At 57.6% G+C, this 24,425-nt stretch carries 31 protein-coding genes; all 31 read right to left on the reverse strand.

The window, feature by feature from the left end:
• Positions 1 to 49: 49 nt before the first annotated feature.
• A complete protein-coding gene (locus tag GIW28_RS05245; protein WP_236447345.1) occupies positions 50 to 259 on the reverse strand; it encodes a hypothetical protein in 210 nt (69 codons plus the stop codon).
• A complete protein-coding gene (locus GIW28_RS05250; protein ID WP_236447346.1) occupies positions 256 to 576 on the reverse strand; it encodes a hypothetical protein in 321 nt (106 codons plus the stop codon). The genes GIW28_RS05245 and GIW28_RS05250 overlap by 4 nt, the downstream gene beginning before the upstream one ends.
• Positions 576 to 1,661, reverse strand: coding sequence for a pyocin knob domain-containing protein (locus tag GIW28_RS05255; protein ID WP_236447347.1), 1,086 nt, complete (start codon positions 1,659 to 1,661; stop codon positions 576 to 578). The genes GIW28_RS05250 and GIW28_RS05255 overlap by 1 nt, the downstream gene beginning before the upstream one ends.
• A gap of 68 nt (positions 1,662 to 1,729) precedes the next feature.
• The gene (locus tag GIW28_RS05260) at positions 1,730 to 2,002 is read right to left on the reverse strand and encodes a hypothetical protein (protein WP_236447348.1); all 273 of its coding nucleotides are present in this window, start codon (positions 2,000 to 2,002) and stop codon (positions 1,730 to 1,732) included.
• The gene (locus GIW28_RS05265) at positions 1,992 to 2,312 is read right to left on the reverse strand and encodes a hypothetical protein (RefSeq protein WP_236447349.1); all 321 of its coding nucleotides are present in this window, start codon (positions 2,310 to 2,312) and stop codon (positions 1,992 to 1,994) included. The genes GIW28_RS05260 and GIW28_RS05265 overlap by 11 nt, the downstream gene beginning before the upstream one ends.
• A complete protein-coding gene (locus GIW28_RS05270; RefSeq protein WP_236447350.1) occupies positions 2,312 to 3,415 on the reverse strand; it encodes a pyocin knob domain-containing protein in 1,104 nt (367 codons plus the stop codon). The genes GIW28_RS05265 and GIW28_RS05270 overlap by 1 nt, the downstream gene beginning before the upstream one ends.
• 66 nt (positions 3,416 to 3,481) lie before the next feature.
• Entirely contained in the window at positions 3,482 to 3,760 is a 279-nt protein-coding gene (locus GIW28_RS05275) for a hypothetical protein (RefSeq protein ID WP_236447351.1), read from the reverse strand.
• Between the two features lie 50 nt (positions 3,761 to 3,810).
• A complete protein-coding gene (locus GIW28_RS05280; RefSeq protein WP_236447352.1) occupies positions 3,811 to 4,839 on the reverse strand; it encodes a pyocin knob domain-containing protein in 1,029 nt (342 codons plus the stop codon).
• 98 nt (positions 4,840 to 4,937) lie between these two features.
• The gene (locus GIW28_RS05285; RefSeq protein ID WP_236447353.1) at positions 4,938 to 5,642 is read right to left on the reverse strand and encodes a hypothetical protein; all 705 of its coding nucleotides are present in this window, start codon (positions 5,640 to 5,642) and stop codon (positions 4,938 to 4,940) included.
• Complete coding sequence (locus GIW28_RS05290) at positions 5,642 to 5,923, reverse strand: hypothetical protein (protein WP_236447354.1); 282 nt, start codon at positions 5,921 to 5,923, stop codon at positions 5,642 to 5,644. Before GIW28_RS05290 ends, GIW28_RS05285 begins: the two co-directional genes overlap by 1 nt.
• Complete coding sequence (locus GIW28_RS05295; protein WP_236447355.1) at positions 5,923 to 9,774, reverse strand: phage tail protein; 3,852 nt, start codon at positions 9,772 to 9,774, stop codon at positions 5,923 to 5,925. Before GIW28_RS05295 ends, GIW28_RS05290 begins: the two co-directional genes overlap by 1 nt.
• A gap of 60 nt (positions 9,775 to 9,834) precedes the next feature.
• Complete coding sequence (locus GIW28_RS05300) at positions 9,835 to 10,464, reverse strand: tail assembly protein (protein WP_236447356.1); 630 nt, start codon at positions 10,462 to 10,464, stop codon at positions 9,835 to 9,837.
• 33 nt (positions 10,465 to 10,497) lie between these two features.
• Positions 10,498 to 11,271: a C40 family peptidase gene (locus GIW28_RS05305; RefSeq protein WP_236447357.1), complete on the reverse strand. Its 774-nt coding sequence runs from the start codon at positions 11,269 to 11,271 to the stop codon at positions 10,498 to 10,500.
• Positions 11,272 to 11,273: 2 nt separating this feature from the next.
• The gene (locus GIW28_RS05310) at positions 11,274 to 11,957 is read right to left on the reverse strand and encodes a phage minor tail protein L (protein WP_236447358.1); all 684 of its coding nucleotides are present in this window, start codon (positions 11,955 to 11,957) and stop codon (positions 11,274 to 11,276) included.
• A gap of 59 nt (positions 11,958 to 12,016) precedes the next feature.
• Positions 12,017 to 12,355, reverse strand: coding sequence for a phage tail protein (locus GIW28_RS05315; RefSeq protein WP_236465104.1), 339 nt, complete (start codon positions 12,353 to 12,355; stop codon positions 12,017 to 12,019).
• Positions 12,356 to 12,392: 37 nt separating this feature from the next.
• On the reverse strand, positions 12,393 to 13,595 hold the full coding sequence (locus tag GIW28_RS05320) for a phage tail tape measure C-terminal domain-containing protein (protein ID WP_236448236.1): 1,203 nt from the start codon (positions 13,593 to 13,595) through the stop codon (positions 12,393 to 12,395).
• A 63-nt stretch (positions 13,596 to 13,658) separates the two neighbouring features.
• Positions 13,659 to 13,913, reverse strand: coding sequence for a hypothetical protein (locus GIW28_RS05325; RefSeq protein WP_094949899.1), 255 nt, complete (start codon positions 13,911 to 13,913; stop codon positions 13,659 to 13,661).
• 29 nt (positions 13,914 to 13,942) lie between these two features.
• The gene (locus tag GIW28_RS05330) at positions 13,943 to 14,293 is read right to left on the reverse strand and encodes a phage tail assembly chaperone family protein, TAC (protein WP_236448237.1); all 351 of its coding nucleotides are present in this window, start codon (positions 14,291 to 14,293) and stop codon (positions 13,943 to 13,945) included.
• Between the two features lie 8 nt (positions 14,294 to 14,301).
• Positions 14,302 to 14,793, reverse strand: coding sequence for a phage tail tube protein (locus tag GIW28_RS05335; protein WP_104995658.1), 492 nt, complete (start codon positions 14,791 to 14,793; stop codon positions 14,302 to 14,304).
• A gap of 81 nt (positions 14,794 to 14,874) precedes the next feature.
• Complete coding sequence (locus GIW28_RS05340) at positions 14,875 to 15,066, reverse strand: hypothetical protein (RefSeq protein WP_236447580.1); 192 nt, start codon at positions 15,064 to 15,066, stop codon at positions 14,875 to 14,877.
• Between the two features lie 76 nt (positions 15,067 to 15,142).
• Complete coding sequence (locus tag GIW28_RS05345; protein WP_236447581.1) at positions 15,143 to 16,153, reverse strand: contractile injection system protein, VgrG/Pvc8 family; 1,011 nt, start codon at positions 16,151 to 16,153, stop codon at positions 15,143 to 15,145.
• Between the two features lie 9 nt (positions 16,154 to 16,162).
• Positions 16,163 to 16,375 (reverse strand): tail protein X, encoded by a 213-nt coding sequence (locus GIW28_RS05350; protein WP_236447582.1) that lies wholly within the window; start codon positions 16,373 to 16,375, stop codon positions 16,163 to 16,165.
• The gene (locus GIW28_RS05355; RefSeq protein ID WP_236447583.1) at positions 16,368 to 16,751 is read right to left on the reverse strand and encodes a phage tail protein; all 384 of its coding nucleotides are present in this window, start codon (positions 16,749 to 16,751) and stop codon (positions 16,368 to 16,370) included. The genes GIW28_RS05350 and GIW28_RS05355 overlap by 8 nt, the downstream gene beginning before the upstream one ends.
• Complete coding sequence (locus tag GIW28_RS05360) at positions 16,751 to 18,676, reverse strand: phage tail tape measure protein (protein WP_236447584.1); 1,926 nt, start codon at positions 18,674 to 18,676, stop codon at positions 16,751 to 16,753. The genes GIW28_RS05355 and GIW28_RS05360 overlap by 1 nt, the downstream gene beginning before the upstream one ends.
• 127 nt (positions 18,677 to 18,803) lie before the next feature.
• Positions 18,804 to 19,376, reverse strand: coding sequence for a phage tail assembly protein (locus GIW28_RS05365; RefSeq protein ID WP_170036407.1), 573 nt, complete (start codon positions 19,374 to 19,376; stop codon positions 18,804 to 18,806).
• Positions 19,377 to 19,529: 153 nt separating this feature from the next.
• Complete coding sequence (locus tag GIW28_RS05370; protein WP_099548528.1) at positions 19,530 to 20,036, reverse strand: phage major tail tube protein; 507 nt, start codon at positions 20,034 to 20,036, stop codon at positions 19,530 to 19,532.
• Positions 20,036 to 21,202: a phage tail protein gene (locus GIW28_RS05375; RefSeq protein WP_169985344.1), complete on the reverse strand. Its 1,167-nt coding sequence runs from the start codon at positions 21,200 to 21,202 to the stop codon at positions 20,036 to 20,038. The genes GIW28_RS05370 and GIW28_RS05375 overlap by 1 nt, the downstream gene beginning before the upstream one ends.
• A gap of 2 nt (positions 21,203 to 21,204) precedes the next feature.
• The gene (locus GIW28_RS05380) at positions 21,205 to 21,378 is read right to left on the reverse strand and encodes a hypothetical protein (protein ID WP_163005422.1); all 174 of its coding nucleotides are present in this window, start codon (positions 21,376 to 21,378) and stop codon (positions 21,205 to 21,207) included.
• 112 nt (positions 21,379 to 21,490) lie between these two features.
• Positions 21,491 to 21,910 (reverse strand): phage tail assembly chaperone, encoded by a 420-nt coding sequence (locus GIW28_RS05385; protein ID WP_236447585.1) that lies wholly within the window; start codon positions 21,908 to 21,910, stop codon positions 21,491 to 21,493.
• A gap of 2 nt (positions 21,911 to 21,912) precedes the next feature.
• Positions 21,913 to 23,886: a phage tail protein gene (locus GIW28_RS05390; protein ID WP_236447586.1), complete on the reverse strand. Its 1,974-nt coding sequence runs from the start codon at positions 23,884 to 23,886 to the stop codon at positions 21,913 to 21,915.
• The coding region (locus tag GIW28_RS05395; protein WP_236490386.1) for a phage tail protein I at positions 23,887 to 24,425 on the reverse strand (539 nt) is incomplete at its 5' end.

Genomic DNA, 24,425 nt, shown 5'->3' on the forward strand with positions numbered 1-24,425 from the left:
CCAGGCAAAAAAAACCCGCTCAGGGCGGGCATAGGTGGGCAGATTGCAATCAGGTTTTGGGGATAGTCTCGGCAGTTACAATGTCGAGAGCGGCCTCGCGCTTTGCATGGACATCGGCAGGGATAGGCCGATTGCGCTCGTACTTGGCAATCACTTGCCAATCGGTCGACTGGAGATAAGCCACTGAGTCGGCATATGCCTCGTCACGCCTTATGTCATCGGTCGTCCTTTTCTGCTCCAGCTTATCGAGATTGATCATTTTTTGACCGGCTCCACGTCGGGAAAACGAACCTCTCCGCTCTTCACGTCGAGGGTGATTGGTGTCTCTGGCGCTCGCACTATGCCCGGGCTATCCCATTTAACAGGAAACCTCAGAGACAGTTCAAAGTGGCCGTTAACTCTCTCTACGTAAGTTCCGGGGACAAACCATTCATTGTCCACGGCGCCACCTGGAAGCCTATAGCCGTCAGGGATTACCGACAGGTCGATAGCCTCGCCATTGATAGTGATCACATCATCCTTCACGGACGCCTCGATCTTTTCGTCAGAAAGCACTTGGTATAGTGTGATTTTCATTACTTCCAATACCCGGTTACAGTGACTCGCCCAGATGAGAATGTTTGTGCGGTGGTGTTGCCGTTCCTGATGGTTGCATAGCCAACCGTGGGGCTCAGCATGTTAGCCACGACGATTCCGTAATGGTCTACGCTCGCTTGCGGTACATAGCTAACACGAACACTTGTCTTGCCCCAATCGGGGAATGCGATAGGAAGTGTGAAGTCAATGTTCTGCGACTCGCCAATAGCAAGTTTTTTATCAGGAGCAACAGGATCGCCGGACGATGAAGACACGCTCATAAATCCATTTGCAAAACGACTAACGCGCCAATTACCAATAACTTGATCATCCAGAAGTCCAGTCCTGCCATTTTGTGCATCGACCCTATTTTGGGCGTTGCCATTATTCATTATTAACTGCCAATTGGTAAATGACCCGGCAGTAATAGTTCTAATGAAGTATCCACCAAGGGAACCGCCTGTTCCGCCCGTGCCGCCCAAAAGTTTCTGCATCATCCAGTTGCTATCCCACTTCGTCACCTCAAGCAGAGAAGCATTAAATGCATCCGCCCCTACAAACCCAGGAGGCAGAACACCAGTTGTTTTGTCGGTAAGCTGGTATACAGAAAGGCCCATCGGGGCAATCCCGGCCATGGTGTCAACATTCCCGTCGAACCTGTTTGGTCCGGCAATTCCGTTCCCCAAATCGGAGCCGACTTGCGCTCCCCTTGCCCATGCAGACCAAGAGGCACCCATCTGCCCGGCTCGCTCCCAAGTTACGTTAGACGCCATCTGCCGGAAGGTTTGGCGAACAAAGATATCGGCGCACTGCACAATGATGTGGCCGTTCTGCACCCCTTCCGGAGTGTTGACGTTACTCGTTCCGGTTAGCGTGTAGATGCCGTTGATGTACGGCAAGTTGTTCATGTTGGTACCGTCAGGCAGCCGAATGGCATCCGCCCTACCCCAGCCACCTTTGTTTGTGGCGTCAAGTCCTTGGTAAATCTCCTGCGTCATCGTATTGATCTTGATGCTGGCACTGCGCGGGGTGTCACCGCCCAGGCCGGTGGGTGCTATACCCGTGTTGATTTCCAAGCGAGCCATTTGGACTCTCCATATTCAGGGCAAAAAAAAACCGCTCAAAGGCGGGGTTCACGTGTTAACGGCATTGCTCAGACGGGACGATGGGGTCGAGACTCGACAGCAGGATACCCCTCAGCACCCTCACCCCATCTGCGCACCTGAGTGCGGTAGTCGCGCCATTGCCGCTCGGTGCCTGGCTGGGCATTCGGGTCCTGGTCTTCCAGCGCGATCAGTTGATCGGCAATAAACGCCATCTCCGCTGTTTGCCAACGTATTTCAGCTTCTTTGAGCGGTTCCAGCAGCCTATTTGCCCTGTCGCGCGCTGTCGTCAGCTGCGACCAATCAATATTCTCAGTTGTCATGTACCACCTCCTTGAACTGAGGCACTTCAATAACGCCATTGTGCTCAATGGTCACATCAACAGGCCGCACGCCGCTGAAGTTGAACCCCGATGCCACCGGCACCAATAACGCTAGGCACAGGTGTTCGCCTTCGACGCTGACACGGTGCGCAAACCAGGTGCTTTTCACCGCTACAGGTGCAATCAGTTCATCGCCCTCCTGCAAGCGGGAAAAATCAAACAGCTCCCCATTCACTTCAATCTGGTACGGCCCGACACGCTGGTACTTCACACCGTCCAAACGCTGTTGCGGCATAAAATGAATTTTCATTATCCCCACATCCCTATCATGCTCACCATGAATGACTGCGGCAGTGTCTGGTCCGGATAAACCACACAACTGGAGCCCGCCGCGTACCCTCTCAACGTTGTCCAGGCTTGACTGGGAATCTGATTGGGCATGCAACTGGCATTGCCCACAAAAGCCGAATACATCGCGATAGTGATGGGCACACCCGCCGTCGTGCCGGCGTTGTATTGCACGGAATACAGCATCAAGCCCGTGGCGAACTTGTGCCATTGATGCACACTGCCGTTGCCATCGGTTATTTCTCCCGACTCCATCAACGCACCTGCAGGCACGCGCCCTCCCGCCGCAGCGCTGAACCCGACAATGCCCACCGCAGTGGACTGGTCATACACCAAGCGCCAAGGTGACCAGTTGCCGTCGCCATAGACACAGCGGGTCCAGGTAGGTTTGCTGACCGCCGCCGTGCCGCCGATGATGACGGTCCAGATTTGATGGACTGAGTCGCCGGCATACCCAAATGTTTCCAGAACCCCATAGGTGTAACCCGGAGGCCGAGTACCCGGGGCTGTGTTATTGACGTAATAAAGGCCGCGCTGGGTTCGGTCATCAATGTTCTTGGCATACAGCACCACATTGCCACCGAGCCCGAAGTCACCCGCTTGCAGAACTTGCCGCCACGGGCTCCAAACACCGCCCCACAGGAAGCGCGTGGCACGCTTTTCGCCATTGAGCGCCACGGCTTCCTGGGCACAAAAGCTCGCATCGGCAGAGCCTACAACGATGACATAACAGTAAGTCATGCCTTCGATGCTGGCGCCCGGTCCATCCAGGCCGCTGTTACCAAAAATGTAATTGCCCGTTCGCGTGCAGTCGTTGAAGCTGGCGGTAGAGGCCATGTCCACCGGGTGCCCCGTCAGCCCCCAATCACCAAACTTCAGTACCTGCTGATTAACCGGCCTGACGTCGCCGTCTACCGTCGTGTTGCGGTTAGCCGCTGTGCCCAATGCCGCATCGCGCGCATAAAGCTCCGCCGTCATTGCGTTGATTTTTACGTTGGCCGTGCGTGGTGTGTCGCCGCCGACTCCGGTCGGAAGCACACCTAACAGTATTTCTTGTCGTGGCATTTGACTCTCCAATGCCGCACATCGCGGCGGTGTTATCAGCGATGGGGCCGGGGCTGTTCCGTTCAGCTAAATCACGGGCTGCGCAGTGGGTTCAGGCTCCATCAATTCGGTATGCAAGGACATGGCATCCACCAGGTCATAGGGCTGTCCGTCCTTGTACAACTTCACGGTCAAGACCTTGCGCGAATAGGTCACCACCGCCGAAATATCCTTCTCTGCAACCCCCATGCTGTAGCCCCAACCATTGCCTGCAGGAGGCATAGGGATCAGCCCCAATGTGCCGCGTACTTCGTAGACCCCGATGGCCTTGCGCTTGGAAGAAACCTTCGGATGAGCAAAGGGCATGACGCTACAAGCCCCCTCCGCCCCGCGTAGTTCAATCACTGCTCGCATGTTCAAATCGCCTTTATCAAGCCGTCCGCCTGCCTGGCGCAGTTGGCCGTGTTCAGGGTGGTGATGACCGTCAGCGCGCCCATGTTCATGGCCGCGGTTGGCGCGGCGATGTCGGCCACGGTGGTCCAGTTCGATGTATAGGCTGCGGACACTTCAAGGGCGCCGGTCTGGATCGAGTACATGGCAAATCGGGGCAGATAGACCGCACCCGGAAAACCGAGGTAGATGGAGATCAAGCCCGTCTCCGGACGCCGATACACACTGACCTTCAATCCCGGCACGCCTTGCACACTGCTGATGCCCGGCGAAGCCGAATTCAGCAGCGCAACACCCGAGTTGAACGAGCCCTGGTAGTAGTACCAAGAGAGGTCGAGGGTAAAAGGCGACGTGTAGCCGTTGATGCATCCCAAGCAGCGGATCAGCGGCGATTCGCTTTCGGTGTAGGACATACTGGTATGGACAGTCAGCGAAGAAACCAACCCGCCACTGGCTTTGCCCGCCTCGGTGATGTTTTGCCCGAGCAGCCTCTCGCCATCAGCCTGGAAGGCGCGTGACTTGAGGCCCAGTCGTTGCTGCGTAGAGGCAAGGCCTGGACCGTCGGTGAGGACTTTCTGCCAGGGTTGCCACACGCCGGCGGCCTCGATTCGCACCCATTTGGCACTGTCGACACCGACGTACTCCTGCAGGGTGTAACCCCGGCCCGCCTCGTTGACGGTGACCCAGCCATTGGTTGCGTTGGGTGCATTGATACCCGACATTGAGTAATAGGTGCCGACAGCACGCAGGCCATCCAGATCTGCGCCGACTATCGATTTGACTGCACCTACGCCAAAGTCCCCGACACGGACCACTCGGCCCAGCGTGTGATCGTCAGTGCTGGTAGTGAGCGTGCCCAAAGCAGCAGTGCCGAGCGCATCGACTCGTCCATACAGCTCTTGGGTCATGGCGTTGATTTTTACGTTGGCGCTGCGAGGCGTATCGCCGCCAAGACCGGCGGGCAAAGAGCCTAAATTAATTTCCTGTCGTGACATCTCTCATCCCTACCCCTGTTAGATATCAGTGTCGGATAAATAACCCTAACTACCCGACGATAACCCGCGTCCCTCTCTGCAATGGGTGTGGTCAGACGCTACAAACCCGTCACATCGGCGATCAGCATTCGTTGAGGCGCGCCCCGGTTTGGAATTTGCCAAACACGCGAGTTAGGCCATGACTGAGTCCATTGGTACTTGGTCATAAACTTGCATTGATAAAGACCAGAACTCGTCACCGAGGCAATTCGCACACTATTATAACTGGCGCTTTTACCGGTATTCGTTCGGACCAAGCGGTAATAGTAATGGGCATTGGAAAATTGAAACGCCAACTTCCTTGCGCCCTCGACATAGGCTGTTTGATATTGATAGGGCGGCGGCAAATCTTCTGTCGCCACCGCGGGATGAGTGTCTACATAGACACCGACCAGTTTCAGAAAGGGCTGGCCGGTAGAAAACTTCACGCCCCCCGCCTGATCACGAATTTCCAGACCACTGCTCGCCGAATCCGGCAGCGCCGGGCCGAATGAATAACACTCAAACGAGGCCCCCACCACATCGGAAAATATACGACCGCCTTGTTCTACCAGTTTATGACCCGCCGGCGAACGGTAAAAACGTAACGTGCTCTTATCGTCCGGGACGACCGCGCTGCCCACGTAGCTAACAAAGTTAAAACCTGGCCCATTGACGTTAAAGTTTTGCGTCACCAGCGTCGTTTTTCCATACAGTACCAAGTTAGGGTAGTCCGAACCCGCTATCTTGAAACCTGCCTGATTAAACACCTCGAATCCATTCATTAGAAAGCCACCACTACGAGAAGTCGTGAGCCAGAAAAGCCACCGGCGTAAAAGGCATCATCGAGTCGCCAGTTAATCGTTTGCCCTGACTTCCAGACGGTCAGTGCTTGGAAGTCGCCTTGAAAATAGGCGAAGTCCAAGCTGTCTTCAGCGATATCTGAATAGGTTTTGCTGCCCGTACCAAGGTTAGGCGTTAAAATATCAATGACCCGACCATAACGGCCGGTGCCATCCATATAGAGCTCGCCCAACCTGCCATAGATTTCAATCCCTGAAGTCATCACCAGATCCCGGCACGCAAACATGGTTTATTGGGGCCATAAAAAATCTCAATCAATTGATTGGTAATTCTCAAATAGCCGCCACCCGCGATGTTCCCATTAATTTCAAAACCGCCATCCCTGCTCAACCTCCAGCCCGTATTCAGCTCTTTGCTGTAATTATCAGACTGGAGGTCTCCGCCAATTTTCAACATATCAATCGAGCCATTTTTTATAAAAGCCGAATCGATAAAGGCTTTCCCATCAGCCACCGCAAACGGGCTTGTCCCGCCACCACCGTCCAAAATCACAAACTTATCGGCGGCGACAACAAATTGGCTTTCCAGTATTCCTGACGCCCCACTTTCAAGCCCCAGACCAATCCCCGCGTATTTATACTTACCGTCCGCAGTCGCTTGCATGCGCACAGACCAATTGGCAGCCAATTTGCCTTTCGTGTCCGCAATCGCACTGGCGTTGGTTTGGATACTCACCGCCTGCTGATTAACTTTTGCCTGTACGGTTTCAATACTTTGAGCGAGTGCTTTGTCCGCATTCGCCAACGTACTCATCTGAACGTCAACTGACGCGGAGTTATCTTTGACCCTTGCATCCAGGCGTGTCACTCGCTGGGCTAAGGCTTCATCACGTGACGCCGATGCGGTATCCACGTTGGCAATACTGGCTTGGTTCTGATTGACCTTCACCTCCAACGCATCCGTCTTCATCGCCTGGGCAAGGTCACCCTCGGCAATCGCAGACATAACCGACCAGGCGCCTGCCAGGGAAACATCATCACCAGCAAGACTGGCTTGCTCGTCACCCGCCATCTTCGGATTCACCTGGGCAAAAACTCCATCGGTTTTTTCCGACGTACTGTTAGCCTTTCCATCCAGCGTGGTGACTTGAGTCTTCAGGCCGCTGAGCCCGCTCGAAGTGGCGGCCAAACCAGTGACCGGGTCATCCACCTTGCTTTTTACGCTGTTCAGTTGCTGGGCTTGAGCGGTGACTTTTCCATCGACGGTTTCGATAGCCGTCTTGTTTTGACGGATCTGAACGGCCAATGCATTGCTGTTTTGCGCCAATGAGCCGATATCCAGCCAATAAGCAGCATTGGGCGGAGGATTGCCCGCAGGCACAGCCTGAAGAGCCTGATACAAATGATCACTCTGACGGACACAATCTCCCGCAATGTAAGTTTTCGCGGGTGCATAAAGCAGTGCGCCGGTCACTTGATCAACCAGTGCTTCAAGTTCTTTGCGCGTCGTCTCCAAGCGTTTATTGACCGAGCCCGTACCTGAGCCGTCGATCAACTCAATGCGATCGAACAGATGCTTACCCAGTTCAGTCTCGCCCACCTGCCCGGCAATCAGATCAAGGATCGGCGAAGGGTCAGAACTCGCCAGCCCCTGCACAGCAGAACCCGTCGGAAACCAGGGCCCGATATTCCCCGTACGATCCACCAAACGTGCCCAGAAGAACAACGACGTACCCGCGCCCAAGCCCATCAGCGTCACGTCAGTCTGCGGATATGCGTAATCCCCCAACTTGGTCGCCAGCGCCAGTTCGGCCGTCTTGCCATACCAGATCTCGGTACGCTGCAAATCCGCGGTACTCACATCCTGCGGAATCTGCCATTTGACCTTGATCGCGAACACCAACGACTCGGTCGTCAACGCCGCTACAGTCGGCGGCAAGGTGGTTTTACCGTTGAGCACGGTCTCGATGGATTCGCTGTACAGCGAGCCAATATCCAGCGCATTGATCGCGCGCACCTTGGCCACGTAGCGCCCGGCGTAGATCCCGGACACCTCTATCGAGGTGCCGCCGGTGCGCCCCGCGTAAACCCACTCGCCATCGTTTTTGCGCCAGTACGCCTCAAAGGCAATTGCATTCGCCGGGCGCTGCCATTCGATGGTCATGACATTGACCGCGCTGCCCTGCTCGAAAAAATGGTCATTGCTGACCGTCACGCCGGTCGGTGCCGCTTGCACACTCGGCGGAATCACGGTGATCGGTGGGCGGTCGATTTTTGCACCGTTGTCGATCGCGGCAAATTTGCTCGGTACGTGCTTGACCGCGCTGAGGCTGTACTTGATTTCGCTGTCCGAGAAGTCTTCGGAGATCGACAGCACGCGAAACTGTTGCAAGGCCAGGGTCGCGGAGTCGATGGCCCAGATCGATTGCGCCGGTGGCAGTTCGTCGAGTTTGCTTTGCAGTACGACCTGCTGCGCGTCGGCGTTCCCGGCGCTGGCGGATTTCACCACCCGCGACACCGCTTTGCCGTTGGGCATCACCAGGGTAATGGTGTCACCGGCTGCTGCTTTGACTTCGGCGTCCAGCGTGAGGGTGTCGAGGGTCGCGTCACGCAAACGCCCACCAATACGACGGCCGGCACGGTCATTGTCGGCCACGCGGATGATCTGGCCGGGGCGCGCCAACGTGCCATCCAGGCCAACCGAGAAGGTCACGCTTTCGGTTTCCAGACGGTTGGTCAGCAGTGCCCATTTACCGATGCGCTGGGCTTGCGCCTGGGAGGTGCAACCGGCGGCACTGATTTCGGTTTGCTGGATGCCGTAGCGGGCGATGCCATCGGCGTCGTCGACGTATTGCACCTTCTGCCGGTAGAAATCATTCGGGTCATTCCAACTGACCAGGGCCACGGTGTAGCGGGTCTTTTTCGCCGAGCCACCGTAGACGAACTGACCGTCGATCACGTTGGCGTTGGAGTAGGTGTAGACCGGATCTTCCGGCATATCCGCCACCGCCATCACCGAACCTGCGCCCCAATAGGACATGCCACGGAAGGTGGTCGCCAGGTCTTGCAGCACCTTCAACGCATCGGCCCGTACCGACAAATACAGGTTGCAGGTAAAGCGCGGCTCGGTGCCGCCCTTGCCGTCAGAGACCGGCTGGTCGCAATACTGGCCGATGCGGTACAGCTCCCACTTGTCCACTTGGCCGGCGTTGAGCAAATGACCGAGCCCATAACGCGGATGCAACAGCAGGTCGTAGTAGATCCACGCCGGGTTATCGGTCCACGCGGATTTGAACGTACCGTCCCACACACCGCTGTAAGCGCGGGTTTGTGGGTCGTAGTTGCTCGGCACTTTGATGATCCGGCCGCGCAGCTCGAAGGAGCGCGAGGGGATTGATTGAAATTGCGCGGCATCAAATTGCAGCCCGATCAGTGCCGACCCCGGGTAGCGCAATTTGGCGTCAATCACCTCGGTGGAGGATTCCACGGTGGTGGTATCGGCAACCGTGCCACTGGTGGAGTTCGGCGTGATCCTGCGCACACGCACGGCCCAGCCAGTTTTTGCCGGGGGCAAGTCAACTCGGTGGGAGCGTTCGTACTTGGTGGTGGTTTTACCGCTGAACGCCGCCGCCAGCACCTGCACGAATGCGCCGCCGTCGGTTGAAAGATCGATGGCGTACTGCACGGTGTAGCCGTTGGTGTCGCCATTACCGGTGTTGGTTTGCGACAGCCGCGTGACTGCCAGGCGAACACGCACCGCTGATAACTGCAGGTTGGAATAGGACTTGGTCCAAGGCTGATCGCTGCGCAGCTCAATTGACACCGGGCTCTCGCTTTCCACAGCGGGGAAACCCGAGATGTGCGTCTGGTCCTGGCTGCCGTTGCGAGTGTCGAGGGTTACGCCGCTGAAATTGAGGCTGCCATCGGCGTTGGCCAGGGGCGTCTCATCGAGAAACACCGAGCGCTTGTCGTTTTTCAAGCCGACAATCTCGCCTTCACTGACGAGATCGAGAATCCGGGCATAGGCCGTGCTTTGCAGGCTGTCTGGCGCCTCCACGGAGGGGCGTGGCTTGGTCTCGCCACCTTTACTGCCAGTGATAGGGAGGTCAGTCATGGTTTTCCTTCAGGCGAAATAAAGCCCGCGCAGTGGCGGGCTTGTTGAAGAGGAAGAACGTTAGAGTTGGTCTTGGGTGTAGATGCCTGCGCTGATCACCGCGCTGCCGACCGTCAACTCGCCATAAAGCAGGCCAACCGGACTGCCTTGAACGCTGGTATTGACCGGACCGTTGAAGCTATAGCTGGGGCGATTGTCGGGGCGATCCATCGTGCCCAGCCCCTTGGCTTGGGGGGACATCATCTGCATTGCGCCCCCCATCGCCAGGGCAATCCCCATGTTGGCGGCAAACGTCCAGCCCGCTGCAGAAGTGCCGCCGATCAACGTCGATGCACCTCCAGCCGCCAACCCGCCGGAAAAATACGACGCCGCGACAACGAGTGCCACACCGATGATCGTTTGCATTGAGCCTGCGCGCTTGCTGCCCAGCAGTACCGGGGCAATACGGATATCCGAGTCCCCCGAGGGTGCCTTGAGACGATCCTGGCCAATATTGTCCTTGCCCAGGAAGACCGAATAGGTCACGCCCTGGTCCTTGGATCCCATCAGGAAACGCTCGAAACCGGGAACTAGAATGCACAGCGCGCGAATCGCCTCAGAAGCGTTGCTGACGGCCAGCCGATGCACACGCCCAAAACGTGCGCCCAGGCTGCCGTAGAGGCGCACCGTCCTGACTTTTTCATGATGCATGACGTACTCCAGGCGAAAGAACCGCCAGTGTGATTAATGATGGTTGTGCGGCCGGTGCCGCCAGTAGCTGACCGTGACCTCGCCCCAATACCCGCCATAGGTATCGCGCCTGCTGTCGCGGCCGTAGAGGTGGTGCAGGATCGAGCCAGGCGCCGGGTAATGACCGGGCTCGCTCTTGAGCTTGCCGTCCGCCAGGTAGATTGCCGCATGGTTAGGCACTGGTGAGCGAATCTGCATTAGCACAATATCGCCTTGCTGCAAGTCGCTGACCTGTTCAAAACCAGCGGTCGGCAGGTTGTCCAGATAGAGGTTGCCGCCCTTGTCCCACCAGCCGTCTTCGCGCGAGTAGTCGCCCAGCTCGATCCCCAATTCCCGTCGGTAGTAGTCAAGGATGATGCTGAGGCAGTCATGCACACCGTGGGCAAAGGCGCGGCCGATCAAGGGCGCCTGATAACCGTTAGGTGTGAGGCTGGCCCACTCGCCGGTGCGCACCACCTGATCATCGTCGCGGTGCACCTGGACAATGTGCCAGGGCAAACCGGAGGCTTCGCATGCCACGCGATCGGCCTCACTGGGCGTCGCCGGGTAGTCCGGATGACTGTGGATCACCGCGAGCACTTCACCACGCTCTTCGGCCGCCGCATAATCCTCGGGCGCCAGACGAAAGTGTTCACTCGGCGTGGTCGCCGTATTGCGGCACGGCACGTAAATGCGTTTACCGCCTTCGCGAATCAGCAGGCCGCAACACTCGTGCGGGTATTGGGCCACGGCATGTCGAGCAATGGCCGCCAGGTTGCGCTTGTTCATACTCAGCTCCGCAGCAGGCCTGCCGCCGGAAATGAACCGTAAGGCAGCGGGTTGTTCTCACCAAAACGCAGCTTGCAGCTGGTCAGGCGTCCGCCGCATTTATCCTTGGCGGCATCCGTGACGATCACGTCATTGGCATCTGCCACGGGGCCGCCGTTGTAGCCGCAATACGGGCCGCGGTACCCCCCGCAACTCAGCCACCAACAGACATTCGCAACGATTTGCCGACGCGGCAATTGCACGCCGTTGAAGTCCAACGCACTGGCCAGCTCGAACTTCACGGCCTCGCTGCTTTCTGCAACTTTGCGCTCGACGTACCAGATGTCCGGTGGCAATTCCTCTTCCGGGTCAGCCTCGGGCTGGCCATCAAGGTACTTGCCGAGGGTGCGATGACGGACCAGACGCGCACCCACCAGGTCATCGAAATACAACACCAGGGCAGTAATGAAACCACCGACATTGCCGACTGATAGCGTCGGCGTTGGTTGCATGCCCTGCCCCGACATTTCGAAGCCTTCAGCCTGGATTGGCCATGGGGAATATTCCTGGCCTTGCCAGAAGATCGAAGCCTGCTGGGGGTAACCGTGAAAGCGGTATAGCTCGGCACCCAGCGAGGTGGCGTCGAGCTCGAAAAGCTCCACCCAGGCCCCGGGCTCCAGGGTCTGGATATCTGCGGTAATGGACATAAATTCTCCGGGCAAAGAAAACCCCGCCGTGGCGGGGTAAGTGGGTCACACTCCACCCACTAAGGGTGAAAGGCCTGCTCGAACGTCGCCGTCAAGCTGTAGATCCCGGCGCCCCTGGGCGTCGGTTGATAACCCTTGCAGCGGTACAGAGCAGGTGCCGCCAGGGGCGCCGTCCAGAAGAACGGCGAAGCGCCGGCGTGACGGTCGAGGAACGCGATGATGGGTTTGATCTGCGCTTCATCGCCGACAAACGTCAGTGGCCAGGACTGGCTCTTATTGTTGATCCCATCCTGGGCCGATTGTTGATAACCGTCGCCGAACCTGGCCGTTTTCAGGCGGTATTCGACGCTGCCGACGGGTTCCACTTTGGGCTCCCAAGTGAAGGTTTCTATCGTCATGTTTTCTCCGAGCATAAGCCGTTGCAGCCGCTGGTCATCAGCGGCCGTTGATGGCGGACCAGATCTGCCCACCCGGTTTCAAATCGCGAGCAATTTGCTCGGCTGCGCCTTGACGAGCAGAGCCGGCATAGGCCTTGGCGACGTCCTGGGAACTGGCGCCATTGCTCGCACCCTGACCGTCACCAACATTAATGGTCTGCTGAATCACCACTTGGTTGCTGCTGGTACCGCCCGATTGGCCGCCACCCAATGCGCGTACGCCGAGGGCACCATCGGCACCGCGACTCAGCGGCATGATAGCTTCAGGTCCTGCCTCACCGAACAGGGCCATCGGCGCCAGGGTCGGGCCCGTGGTAACAGAATTGGTGAACGCACCGCCGCTGGCAAACCTGAAAGTACTTGGCGATGAGTAAGTCATGTCCGCAGGCGGTTTGAGCGCGTTGGTATAGCCACCAGGGTTTCCCGTTGCACCCGCTGCCGGACTCGACCCGGGCCACAAGCTCGAAAGCGCCGTCCCCGCCAAGCTGAACAATGAACTCAAGGCTTTGGAAGCCGCCGTCTTGGCGGCCATCGTGGCCATGTCTTTGAGCACTGAAGTGGCAAACGCCGAAAAGTTGAATTTGCCGGTGGTGGTAAACGTTTGGAGCGCTTCACCCATTTTGTCGAAAGCTGCGGTAAACATGGCCTTCGATTGTTCGGCCACCGAACCCGCCTTACCCACGTAATCATCAAAAGCCTGTTGGGCGCCCTTGCCCCATTCATCGAGCAGATCTGTCATTACCGCAAAATTGCCCTGCACCTGGCGGGTTTTGTCATCGCTCAGGAACGCAAAGCCTGCTGCGTCATCACCTACGCCCGGAGCCGGCAGGTCGCCATGTGGGCCGCCCGTTGGAAACTTCAAACCTGCACGGTCGGTGTAATTCGACTGGCCATCCAGCGCGCCGACAAAGTCGCTTTGCGCACCCTGACTTTGCTTGAGCACTTGCACCAGCTGCGCATTTTTCTGGATAAATTTTTCCGCCGCATCCGTGGCCGGGTCATAGGACTTTTGAAAGTCCTTGAACTGGCCGGACGTGACCTGTAGCGCCGCTGCAGCAGATGCGCTGACCTTTTTACCGGCGTCCTCGATCTTCTGCTGCATCTCGCGCATGCTGTTTTCGGTAATCCGTGACGCCTTCGCCAGGGCCTGCTCCAGGCTGCCGAGGTTGAGCGTCAGATTACCCTGGGAAGCAGTTGCCATAGGTTTCTCCGGGTCATGGATAAAACCCGCTTGAGGCGGGTTTCAAGGAAAGTGGCGTCGTCCTTAACGCCACTCGTTCATCGCACGTTCGAGTGATACGCCCCGACGCAGCTCATGGGGCATGAAATCAATCAACTCGGCCGTGCCACCGCCCAGCCGGTGGGTCTGCAGCGCCACCAACGCGCTGCCCGCCTCCAGCCGCCTACCGGCGTGCAGGGAGCCATATCGGTCGATATAGCGGCCCCAGGCCAGGGCTTCGTGATAGGTCATGCGTTCCTTGGCTTGCGCAATCGTGCGGCCGCCCACTCCGTTCAGCACCAGTTCGTGCCAGAACTCATCGGCGACCGTCAGCTCTTTACGCCGCCACCGCTGGTGCCATTCACCTCATTGACTGCATTGAGGATCACAAACCCCAATGACGGCTCAAGGCCGAAGGCATCGTCGTAACTCAGTGCTTCAGTGCCGTCGTTACCCAACGACACCGAAGCGGCGAGGTAACTGGCATTGCGGCTCTGGGCAGATTCGCCCTGGGTAAAGAGGCGCTCGATCACACCGAACGACTGGCGGCGGATGTGCAGCGTGAAGGTGTCGGTCACTTCCTTGCCGGTTTTGCTGTCCAGGTGCGTCCAGCTGATTTCTTTCTTCACCGGCTGGCCATCAACGATGCCGCCCTTGGCTTTCAGTTGTTTGAGGTTCATGGCTTCTCTCAGGCTTTCTTGATCCAGGCGCTGCCGCCGGTGCGTTGGATGGTGACGGTGGTGGTCACGACCGCGTTCAGTGCGAAGTTGAACGGGAAGTCCGAGACGTAGCCGTCGAACGTGAACCAGGTGCGCGTCGCAGGCAGTTCAAAGCCATCACCTTTGGTGTTGACGGTAGGCAGTACGTCCTTGCCGTCGGACCAGCCCACGGCCCACTTCACGCCGGTGTCACCCTTGGCTTCGGACAGTTGGTGCAGGCGGATGTGGCTGGCGTTGGTGGGGTCGGCGTTCAGGCCCAGGCTCGCGGTGCCTGGGGTGCGCAGACCCTTTTTGTAGCTGCGCTCTTCGGCATTCAGGCTGGTGTCTTCGATCTGTTCGGCCGGCGCACCGCCCGGTTCGAACGAGGTGGCGTGCTCAATCTCCAGCACGGTGTAAGGCCCGGTGCCGGAGACCGGCGGAACGAGGGCAAAAATCTGGGTACCTTGGGTAAGAATCGACATCGAGTGTTCTCCATGAACATTAAAAAACCCGCAAAGGCGGGCTGTGGGGTGCAACGGATGTAGGGCTTTGGTCGAGGTGAATCAGGGCGCCGGTTTGCCATCCAGATAAGGCGGAGCATTCGGGTCCGGTTCACGGCTCTTGATCACGTCGACCAATGCCTGGTTGCTCTGGGCCAACAGGCGCAGGGCGCCATTCAGCGCCACCTGGCCGTCGGTTTGGGTTTGCAGGGCGGCGATCAAACGGTTGATTGCGGCCAAATCTTCGTCGTTCATAGGCATCTTGATTCCTGTCGTGCTTCAGGTAGGCAATGAGAGGGGTTCAAACTTTAATAACGCGTGACGGCGGCCATCAAGACGACAACCCACTGGCAGTGATCGAACTGCGATAGCCCGTCGCCGAGTCGCCGACATGGGTCACGGTGGTAATCGACCAACGCCCCTGCATATACGAAGGCCAGGTCTCATCCAGCACCAGCAAGCCCTCGGCTGCCAGTAGTGGATTGCCTGGGCAATCGATCAGCAATTTCAGATCTTCACGTCCCACACGACGCAGTTCGCCTTCGGCCACGGCACGGGCTTCCACTTCGTTCTGGTAGCGTTGACGCAAGGTTTTGAACGGGGCATTTCCCACCTGAACCACGCGCTGCTTGCCAACGGCGGCATCCCACCAGGTGACGCGGCAGCCCTCATATTTTGCGCGGGACTTTTCGTCGAGCTTGGCAGTGATGAACGCCTGTTCACCGGGGCGGTTGTCTTCGGTCACCGACAACTTCACCTCCGGCAGCATCTGGCCGGAAAGCGACGTGACCCGCCCGGCTTCGGCCAGCACATACAGTTCATTGAAGGGTTTGGTGACCGCGCAATAGCGTTTGGCAAGGCGCGTAATGAACGCCATGTCGCTTTCGTTGGACTGGTCGATGTGGGCAATTTCCACCCCTTCCAGCGACGGCGCCACACGCGGTGAAAAGCCATGACGACTGACCAGTTGGCGGAACAATGCCCCCAACGTCGTAGGCCCATAACTGGCGGACCGACGTTGTCGATAGCCGCTTTTGTCGGCCATGCTGAACGGCGCAGCCGTGGCCACGATCATCAAACTCATGGGAAACAGCACCGGGGTGCGTTGGGTGACGACAAACTCGCCCTTCTCCACCAATCCCGATTCCAGATAGCCGGCACGCAAGCCGATCTTGCCGTCGAGGGTGGGCAACCCTTGCAGCCCCTCGATATTAACGGTCAACTCGAGCCGATCACTCTCAATGCCTGCAGTGTCGGTGTGACTCCAGCGCATCAGCCGCTGGTTGAGCAGCGCCGCGTTAGCGCCGTAGAACTCCACAATCGGCGTGAATCCCTGTGCCATGCAGCCTCCTTAATCCCAGGCCAGAACAGGTCGCACGGCAGCGGGCCGCGCTTGCATTTCAGGCACGATGACCCACACGCCAGCCGGCAGTACCGGACCGTATTCGGCCAGTAAGGGGTTGTGGCGCCAAAGGGTTTCTTCCGCCGCGTCGTCGCTACGCCCCAACTCGCGGTAGAGCAGCAGGTTGACCGAATCACCGGCAATACTTCGCACTTTACGCATTGACGAACTCCTCTAATTCCAGGGTCCAGGTCATGAGCATGGCGGTGCCGTCGTCGATCACATTGCTCTGGGTTTCTACGACTGAATTGATCCGCCACAGGCCCCAGTTGCGGCCAATGCCATCGACCAAAGGCAGAGGTGCCCGTGCGTTTTGTAGCGCGCGCAGTTCGTCCAATCGTTGCATGCCGATGGCGTACATCGCCGTGCCGCTGAACGTGAGTTTTTCCAGCTTTTGCCCGCTCTGTCGTGACAGGGATTTGCTGGCAATAATCGCCAGGTCGGTCCAGCCACCGTCGGTATTGCGCAGCAACGAGGAATAGGCAAAGCCTCGGGACAAACCAAAAATAAAGTCGCCGAGGACCATTTGTTGTCGCATCAATCACCTCCTGAAGGGTCAGCCAGTGCCGCATTGCGCCGAATGCCCAGAGAGTCGGTGACCATTGGCATGCACTGAAATTGCAGCGCCTGGATCACCTGGTTAACGACTTGCTGGGCATCGGCAGGGTTGACGCCGGTGATCTGGATGCTCGGAGCGAGGGTGACTTGCACGTTGTCCGTGCGCGCGGCATTGAGCTCTTTGCTCACCGCACCAGGCGCGGGCAGGCGATCATTTGCGCTGAACAATTTCTCGCCAAGCCAGGTGCCCGCTTCACTGCCGAGCAGGCCGCCAATTGCGCCACCGACGGCGGTGCCGACACCGGGAAAAATCAGCGTGCCGATGGCGGCACCGGCGGAGGCTCCGGCCCAGGCGCCACCGGCCGTGGTGAGGCCTGCACCGACAGCTTTGGCGTCACCGTTACGTACGCCCTGCACCACGTCCATAGCGGTGTCGACGTACTTCAGTGGGCCGAGGCGGCGGACGGCGGACGACTCCAGTTTGCTCATCGTGCTCCACACCCCTGAAGCAGGCATCTTGAGTGAACTGTAGGCCGGGGCCGGCAGACGTTCACGACTGGTGGGTTGAGCATGTGGCAGGGCGTCTCGGCGACCTTCGAACGGCATGGGCGCAAGCCCCCGTTCCAATGCCTCAAGCAGCCCAGGCGCGCTGCCCGAACTCATTCGCTGATAGGCAGTCTTTTTGTTGCGACTGTTCGTGCGGACCACGGGCGGCTGCAACCCTGGTGAAGTGGCACCTGCAAACCCAAGAGACTGCTGCTGGGGAAACCACCTCGAAAGGCGTTCGCCCACGCCATACAGCGACGCCACCAAACCACCACCTTTTACAAGTGAGCGCTTTGCGGCGGATGGCTTCGCTGCAGGCGTTTGCTTCTTGTGCGAGGTTTGAGACGTTTGTGTTGTTTGAGCCTTTCGTTCTGGATGAGACTTTTGTGTTGTTTGAGACTTTCGCGCTGGCTGAGACTTTTGTGTTGTTTGAGCCTTTCGCGCTGGCCGAGACTTTTGTGTTGTTTGAGCCTTTCGTGCTGGCTGGGACTTTTTTGCCGGCTGAGATTTGGGCTTTCTGGACTTCTGTCTCCCCGAAGACCCACCGCGCGCCGAGTCCCTGCTCGAAATTGATTTCTCGCCCGCCGTTGCACAGCAGCATGACTTGTCTTTTTCAAAGCCACCGTCCTGGAAAAACTTCCCGATCAAGGGAATCTTGCCAAGCGTCACATCCACCACGTTGCCTTTGAATCTGGAGGTGACTGTCTCCGCCAACCCCGAAATCACGGCCTCTGCCGTTTTGACCGTCTTGGCCCCGAGCGGCGAGTCGCCGGCCAAGTCATTGGCTTTATCCATCACCTCGGTCTTGGCCTGCAACCATGTCGCTTCCCCCAATATCGGCGCAGGTTCCAGTGTCTTAGTAAGACGACTTGCGCTTTCCGTGGTTTCCTTTCGTAAAACCGTTATCGACTTCTCCGAAGTGGCCTTTGTATCAAACGAAAGATGGGCATTCGAATATCGCTGCGCGGCAACCGGGTCGAGAGGTTGCCCGGCGCCCAGCGACATGGATTCACGGGTAAGGCGCAGATCTTCGGACCGGGTGGATGTGAATTCAGCAACCGTCTTCGATTCGCTGTGCTCCTCGGATTTCAACGGCTGCACATCAGCGGTCTTCAGTGTGGATAACGATGTTTCAAGCGCGTCCACACTCTCACGCAGTACCTGCAAGGACTGCGCGAGTTCGTTAAGCCTCAAGTCTGCATTGGCTAGCGCGAGGCCTATCTCCGTCGCGCTCTCGGGGACGGGTGGTGCCAAAGTGCCTGGATTGACGAGACTGGCATCATTTGCGCCATCTGCGCTGCCGAAAACGCCCTGACCATCCTTGGCCATGGCATACGCGAGCGAATACTTGTTTTGCATCCCGCTTACTCCTGTTTAACGCCAAGGCGAGTGATCGCAATGTCGTAGCGGCGCAATGCTTTGCCGGCGTCCCAGTCGAGGATCTCTGCCTCATTGACCGAGTAAATCAGCGGCACCACATCGAGGATTACTTCGATGTCGCGCTGCGAAAGAAGTCCGCCGGTTGATTTAAAAAATCGTCGATGCGCTCCTGCAGTTCCGTCCAGTCGGGTACGGTCAGGCCAGCGAGATCGGGGATCATCAGGCCGGTGCAGTGCGCGGTGATGAACTCGGCGCGTTCTTTGTTGGTGGCGAGCTTTTTCATCACCTTGGTGGCGCGCAGGGCGGGCATTTCCAGGGGTAGTTCGGTCAGGCTGCGACCGGCCGCGTCAAGGGCCAGCAACAGCTGGACAGGCTGATCGTGGTTCGCTTCTTCAGGCTGATCCAGGAAGAACGACGTAGGGCGTGTCGACATGTCATGTACGTACTGAGCGATGCTCACGTAGTCCGGGCGCTTGAGCTGGTCGAGTTCTTTTTCCGACAGGCCGGTGGCGAGTTTCGCCAGTTCAAAAAACTGGTCGTCCTCGTCATCACCGGCCCGAGCCAGCGCGTCTTTTTGCGCGGCGTAAAACAACGGCTTGAGTTGAATCTGCTGGATCGCCGCGCCAGTGTCGGCGGTGATCGGGGACAGCAGAATGTGCAGCGGTGGCATCCAGGCCATGGGGCAATTCCTTGTTAAGCATTTTTGAGGTTAAACACAGTCAATGTGGGAGCCGGGCTTGCCCGCGATGCAGGCGACTCGGTATGTCTGGTGCACCGAGGTGATGCCATCGCAGGCAAGCCAGCTCCCACATTGTCCGTGCCCGCTTCGCCTTTAAGGCATCAGCACCGCGCGGCGTGCATCGCCGAGAATGTCGACGCCGTTGAGCACGAACTTCTGGGTGCGCACGTCGATGTCGATCACCGAAATGCCGTTTTCCAGACGGTTGTAGGTACGGCAGGACAGTTCCAAAGTGGTGGTGACCTTGTCGCCCATCTTCAGCTTCGCCTCCTCCAGGGATTTGAGTTTGCCGCCGACCGTGTGGTAGGTGAAGTAGGTTTTGCCATCCTGATCCTGACCGGCTTCTCGCACGTTCAGCAGAATGTCGTCACCCAAGCGCACGCCCAGGGCCAGCATGATTTCCGGCCCGGCACCTTGCAGAACCAACTTGGCATTGAGCACCTTGCCGCTCTTGGCCATTTCTTCGGCGATGAAGCGCCCACCGGACATGGATTCCATGTCGAACTCGATCTTCGGCGGGGTGAACTCCTCTACTGTCGCGGACAACGGCAGGCCTTGAAGGGTGGCCGCAATGGCCTGTCTTACACGGTTGGTAAACATTAGAGAACGTCCTCCAGGAACTGCTCGATGATTTCATCGCGGGCATTGAGTTGATAAATCATGTGTTCGTTCGGCGCGTAGCGGCCGTAGTCGATGACGATGAACCAGGTGCCGTTCTTGTATTTCTCGACACTGTTCAATTCCGGGTGCAGGTACACGCTGCCGCCGGGAATGGTTTCGTCGGCCACCAGGGTTTGCAGCCAGTCGTTGATGCGCTTGACCTCCTGGTCCATGAACGACTTGGTGAGGTTCTTGGCCATGGCTTTCTGGCCGGCCTTGACCAGCTTGCGGCTGATGGCATCTTCCAGGCCGACGTAGCTGATGAACTTGCCGGTGAGGGAGCGGTTACCCAGCAGCGAAAAGCCGCCAAGGATAGTGCGCGCGTAGTAGCTCACGCCGTAACGGTTGAGCAGGTCGCCTTCGGTGGAGGTGTCGAGGATGTTGTACTCGACCACACGGGAAACGTCCTCGGCGAAGGTCACCTGGTTACCTGGGCTTTCCCACTGTTTGACCTTGGCCAGTGCAGCAATAGCCAGCGACGATGGCGACAGGAACACGTTTTTCTTCGCCGCCTTGGAGTACACCGACGGCATGTTGTGCACCAGCAGGCAGCGGTCGAAGCCGAGGTCGGCACCGCCCAGCTCGCCGCTGTAGGTCACTTGATCAGCGACCGAGACGTCCTTGCCGTCCAGCACCACACGGGCCTTGATGCGCTTGCCGAAGGAGGCGAACTCACCGGCCACAGCCTTGGTGCCGGTGAAGCCTGGGGCACCGATGATGGTCAGGTCTTCAGGGACACTGGCCAGTGCAGCCAGGCCCAGCTTGCGGCCGGTGGCTGGCTCGTTGCCGCCGATCACGTTATTGACGGTGTCGGCCGGGGTTGCGCCCTCCTCCACGATCACCACATAAACCGGCACTTTCACCACTTTGAGGATCTGGTACACCGCCTGAAACAGCGTGCCCGATTCGGCGCCGGTCGGGTCCAGCAGCGCCTGGGTGGTGAAGCTGTTGATGCGAAACGGCGCGTTTTTCGGAATCGACGCGTGGGCATTCGGCGCGGTGCCGACCAGGCCGATAACGTTGTCGCCCAGGCCACCCATGGCCTCGGGGGATTCAGTGGCATTCACGGTGATGCCGTTGTGCTCGAAGTTCAAAACCTCAGCCATGATTAGTCAGCCTTCTTGGGGGTGGAGTTAAGGACGCTGGTCAGTTCCAGGCGGCCGGCGGTGCGCAGGGCGGATGCTTCGACGTCGAGCAGTTCCAGCTCTTCGCCGGCGGTGGACCAATGGCCACCTCCGGTGGGGAATGGGATGAGGACGGTGTAGGTTTGGCGGTTGGCCATAGGTGGATCTCCGGGCATAAAAAAAACCGCAGGGCGGTTTTCGTGTGGGTTAGTTAGGGGTGAAGGACAATAGAAAGGAGCGCTGTATGTTTCCCGCTGCTTCGCCTATCGTTCAAGCTATCTGTGGCACTTCTGGTCGAAGTAATTCGTCAGGAAAGCCGATTTGCTCTGGCCAATCACGAAGAGCCAACCGATAACTTTGCAACTGCCGATACTGCTCGTCGGTCAATGTGGGTATACGCCCGGCATCAAGTTCATCCCTATGACGTGCCACCAACATGTCAGTCCGGGCCAGTTCGCTGTCTCGCCAAAAGCGCTCGCGCTGAACTTGCTGTTCAACATTAAGCCCAGGCGGATCTACGGCGGTTGGCTGGCCATTTTTTCCCGCAGTGATTTGCTTACCCGATGATTGCGCCTCAAGTAGTGCTTGACGCAAATCCTCGGAAATTTCTATCGCGTTTTTTGGCAACTGATCGCCATAAATATCGTCGTCATAAAAAGCCGAGGTCACCGCACAAAAGAAAACAGTCATGTTTACTCTCCAATAGCCCAAAGTCGGTAGATACGTACTCCAGCATCATTTGAATATACAAAACCAGAAGCACCGTTATAACTTGAGCCCTCGACACTGTAGGCAGGGGACTGAGGACCAATACCGCTACCCAATCCTAGAATGGGCTGAAAAGTTGCGGTGCGGAAAGAGGTTGGATAGGTAATAGTCCATGGCACTGCAACACCAGAAACATGCGTAACTGTGAATTCGCACCATTGCAGAATTTGCCCATTGAGCAAACGTGCCCAGCCGTTCTTCCCTGAGGACTTCATCACCGCTTTAATGCGGCCAGCCTCGACATTGTCGACTCGAAAGACAATGTCGGAACCCGCTTGCGGGATACCACCTTCGGCGAACATGCCGGTATCGCCATCCTCGGCAAACGAGTAACCGGAAACGCTCGAAGAGTCGCTCTGGTTCGGAGGCCCTTTCGGTGCACGAACCCCTTTAAGTATTTGAAGCGCTCCCGATGTGTGTTTGCGCATCAACATATCGCCATCAGCAAACAACTCGATCTGACCATCACCGCTACTGAACAACCCAGTATCAGTGTCAAAAACAAACCCACAACTGTTCGGGTTTCCGGGTCCGCCTGTTCCTACCTTACCTATAAGCATTCCGGTCATTTGCCCACCCGAAAGGGAGAGCTTTTTTGCAGCAGTTGCGTTTACTGTGCTCTGAACAAATGCCGTATTAGCAACTTTAGTGTCATTGCTTTCGGGGGTAGCAGTGGGAGTCGTCGCACCTGGCAGTACCGCGTTCAGAATGGTTGATTTGGCGGCTCCGAATCGGGCCAACTCGGTAGAGTCGGACATGAGCAGAAGTTCACTGCCGGCTTGGGGCAACGTGCCTTCCGTCGCAAACAAACCGGAATCACCATCAACGCCAAACGCGTAGCCCATGTCAGATGCGTCATTGGTCGGAACACCTTTTTTAGAGCGAACACCCGCGGAAGCAATCAATGGTCCCGTCATTGTGTCGCCGGCCTTTGATACCTTTGCGGCCAGCGCACTTTTCATATCGTCTTTGGTCGGAGCATCAAGAATGCCGCTTTCTGCCAAGGTCGTCGGGTTCGTACCGGCCGTGGCCCGACCATACTTATCGACAGTGAGGCTCTTATAGGTGCCCGCTTTAATACCGGTTCTGCCAACCAGTATTTCAAACACCAACGCCGTAGAACCGAGGCTTATCGGCCCATTCGTAACCAAGACCCAAAGAGAATCACCCAGTGCGGTGCCCTCCTCGACCATAACCGTCAAACCCGGCGTCACTTTCGCGCTATTGTCAGCGTCGGAAGCGCGGAACCAGGCACCATTGGCGGCTACATAAATGCCGTTGTCCCTCGATTCAGCCTGGCCAGTCACCAACACCCGTTGACCCGCGACAACTGCAACTCCATCAATTTGCTGTGCACCACTCAATGTGATGTTTGCGGTCGAAACCACGCGTACCGATTGCTTGCCGTCAAGCTTGGCCAACTCATCAGCCACATAACCGATCACCCAAGCCCGCGTCGCCTTGACCACCGTGTCATCAATCAACAACGTCACCAGCGATGCATTACTCGTCTCGAAAATCGACCGAATATAAAACTCTTTCCCCGAACCAGAAGTTGCCAGAACCGGCTTGAAAGACTCCGGGTACTTAACGATTGCGTAAAGCACCCCGGTGTCCGTCCAAAGCCCAGCCTCACGCACATACCAGCCACCCACCTCGGGTGGAATAGTCACTTCAGCCAGCAACCAGCTTGGATTTTTTTCATCCTGAAACAACGCATTCAATGGCCCGCGCCACACTTCACGTTTCAGCGCTTTTGCAGTGGCGTCGGGGTTGTAGACAGAGCCATTGCCATCGCCCACCGAAATTTGCGCGAGTTTGATCGGCACGCCCGCAGCCTTGCAGGCAGTTTCATAAGCAATCCCTGCGTTGGTCAGCAAGGTATAAAAGTCGGCCATTTAGGACCCCTGTGGATAGATAGTGACGGTTTCGACGCTGTAGAAGCCGGCTGCCAAAAAGGCCATGCCGGACGCTTCAAGCCCCTCGATAACAATCGGATAGATAGTGGTCAGCTCACCGCAGACAGTCGCAGCGCCGACTGAATGGCTACCAAACGCGCTCAACCCGACCGTGACGGTGAAAATGTCACGCTCGCTTTTGGCCTCTGCTAGACGCAGATCCAGCCTCGCGTCGATTTCTTCGCTGTACGGCAGTTCGGAGTAAGCCCTGATGGAAAAACTGAAAGGATTACCTCGCGGCGACTGCTCATACCAGGCCCTTACCTCAGGGATCAGTTGCAGGCCTTTGGCAGCATTTTCGAGTGCTGTACGGGTACCGGCCTGTCGAGCGGTTGGCCAGGCGAGTTTTACCGTCGCACGCTTTTCAGCCCCGGCGGCAGTAGAACTCCATTCGTTCACGCCACGATCCGCTGCGAGATAAGGTAAAAAATCCGTAGGCGTTTGCGGGGGGTCCATCAACGCGGGGATCGGTGGGGTTA

Source organism: Pseudomonas sp. PA-5-4B, assembly GCF_021606215.1.
Taxonomy (GTDB): Bacteria; Pseudomonadota; Gammaproteobacteria; order Pseudomonadales; family Pseudomonadaceae; genus Aquipseudomonas; species Aquipseudomonas edaphica.

Coding starts and splice junctions, on each gene's coding strand:
- GIW28_RS05375 (WP_169985344.1), bottom strand. CDS start 21,202: ATGGCTGAGGTTTTGAACTTCGAGCACAACGGCATCACCGTGAATGCC.
- GIW28_RS05390 (WP_236447586.1), bottom strand. CDS start 23,886: ATGGCCGACTTTTATACCTTGCTGACCAACGCAGGGATTGCTTATGAA.
- GIW28_RS05360 (WP_236447584.1), bottom strand. CDS start 18,676: ATGCAAAACAAGTATTCGCTCGCGTATGCCATGGCCAAGGATGGTCAG.
- GIW28_RS05250 (WP_236447346.1), bottom strand. CDS start 576: ATGAAAATCACACTATACCAAGTGCTTTCTGACGAAAAGATCGAGGCG.
- GIW28_RS05285 (WP_236447353.1), bottom strand. CDS start 5,642: ATGAATGGATTCGAGGTGTTTAATCAGGCAGGTTTCAAGATAGCGGGT.
- GIW28_RS05345 (WP_236447581.1), bottom strand. CDS start 16,153: ATGGCACAGGGATTCACGCCGATTGTGGAGTTCTACGGCGCTAACGCG.
- GIW28_RS05270 (WP_236447350.1), bottom strand. CDS start 3,415: ATGCCACGACAAGAAATACTGTTAGGTGTGCTTCCGACCGGAGTCGGC.
- GIW28_RS05310 (WP_236447358.1), bottom strand. CDS start 11,957: ATGTCCATTACCGCAGATATCCAGACCCTGGAGCCCGGGGCCTGGGTG.
- GIW28_RS05320 (WP_236448236.1), bottom strand. CDS start 13,595: ATGGCAACTGCTTCCCAGGGTAATCTGACGCTCAACCTCGGCAGCCTG.
- GIW28_RS05255 (WP_236447347.1), bottom strand. CDS start 1,661: ATGGCTCGCTTGGAAATCAACACGGGTATAGCACCCACCGGCCTGGGC.
- GIW28_RS05305 (WP_236447357.1), bottom strand. CDS start 11,271: ATGAACAAGCGCAACCTGGCGGCCATTGCTCGACATGCCGTGGCCCAA.
- GIW28_RS05355 (WP_236447583.1), bottom strand. CDS start 16,751: ATGCGACAACAAATGGTCCTCGGCGACTTTATTTTTGGTTTGTCCCGA.
- GIW28_RS05290 (WP_236447354.1), bottom strand. CDS start 5,923: ATGACTTCAGGGATTGAAATCTATGGCAGGTTGGGCGAGCTCTATATG.
- GIW28_RS05295 (WP_236447355.1), bottom strand. CDS start 9,774: ATGACTGACCTCCCTATCACTGGCAGTAAAGGTGGCGAGACCAAGCCA.
- GIW28_RS05280 (WP_236447352.1), bottom strand. CDS start 4,839: ATGTCACGACAGGAAATTAATTTAGGCTCTTTGCCCGCCGGTCTTGGC.
- GIW28_RS05370 (WP_099548528.1), bottom strand. CDS start 20,036: ATGTTTACCAACCGTGTAAGACAGGCCATTGCGGCCACCCTTCAAGGC.
- GIW28_RS05330 (WP_236448237.1), bottom strand. CDS start 14,293: ATGAACCTCAAACAACTGAAAGCCAAGGGCGGCATCGTTGATGGCCAG.
- GIW28_RS05385 (WP_236447585.1), bottom strand. CDS start 21,910: ATGACTGTTTTCTTTTGTGCGGTGACCTCGGCTTTTTATGACGACGAT.
- GIW28_RS05265 (WP_236447349.1), bottom strand. CDS start 2,312: ATGAAAATTCATTTTATGCCGCAACAGCGTTTGGACGGTGTGAAGTAC.
- GIW28_RS05340 (WP_236447580.1), bottom strand. CDS start 15,066: ATGAACGACGAAGATTTGGCCGCAATCAACCGTTTGATCGCCGCCCTG.
- GIW28_RS05275 (WP_236447351.1), bottom strand. CDS start 3,760: ATGCCCTTTGCTCATCCGAAGGTTTCTTCCAAGCGCAAGGCCATCGGG.
- GIW28_RS05365 (WP_170036407.1), bottom strand. CDS start 19,376: ATGGCCTGGATGCCACCGCTGCACATTCTGCTGTCCCCGATCACCGCC.
- GIW28_RS05300 (WP_236447356.1), bottom strand. CDS start 10,464: ATGCATCATGAAAAAGTCAGGACGGTGCGCCTCTACGGCAGCCTGGGC.
- GIW28_RS05335 (WP_104995658.1), bottom strand. CDS start 14,793: ATGTCGATTCTTACCCAAGGTACCCAGATTTTTGCCCTCGTTCCGCCG.
- GIW28_RS05245 (WP_236447345.1), bottom strand. CDS start 259: ATGATCAATCTCGATAAGCTGGAGCAGAAAAGGACGACCGATGACATA.
- GIW28_RS05315 (WP_236465104.1), bottom strand. CDS start 12,355: ATGACGATAGAAACCTTCACTTGGGAGCCCAAAGTGGAACCCGTCGGC.
- GIW28_RS05260 (WP_236447348.1), bottom strand. CDS start 2,002: ATGACAACTGAGAATATTGATTGGTCGCAGCTGACGACAGCGCGCGAC.
- GIW28_RS05350 (WP_236447582.1), bottom strand. CDS start 16,375: ATGCGTAAAGTGCGAAGTATTGCCGGTGATTCGGTCAACCTGCTGCTC.
- GIW28_RS05380 (WP_163005422.1), bottom strand. CDS start 21,378: ATGGCCAACCGCCAAACCTACACCGTCCTCATCCCATTCCCCACCGGA.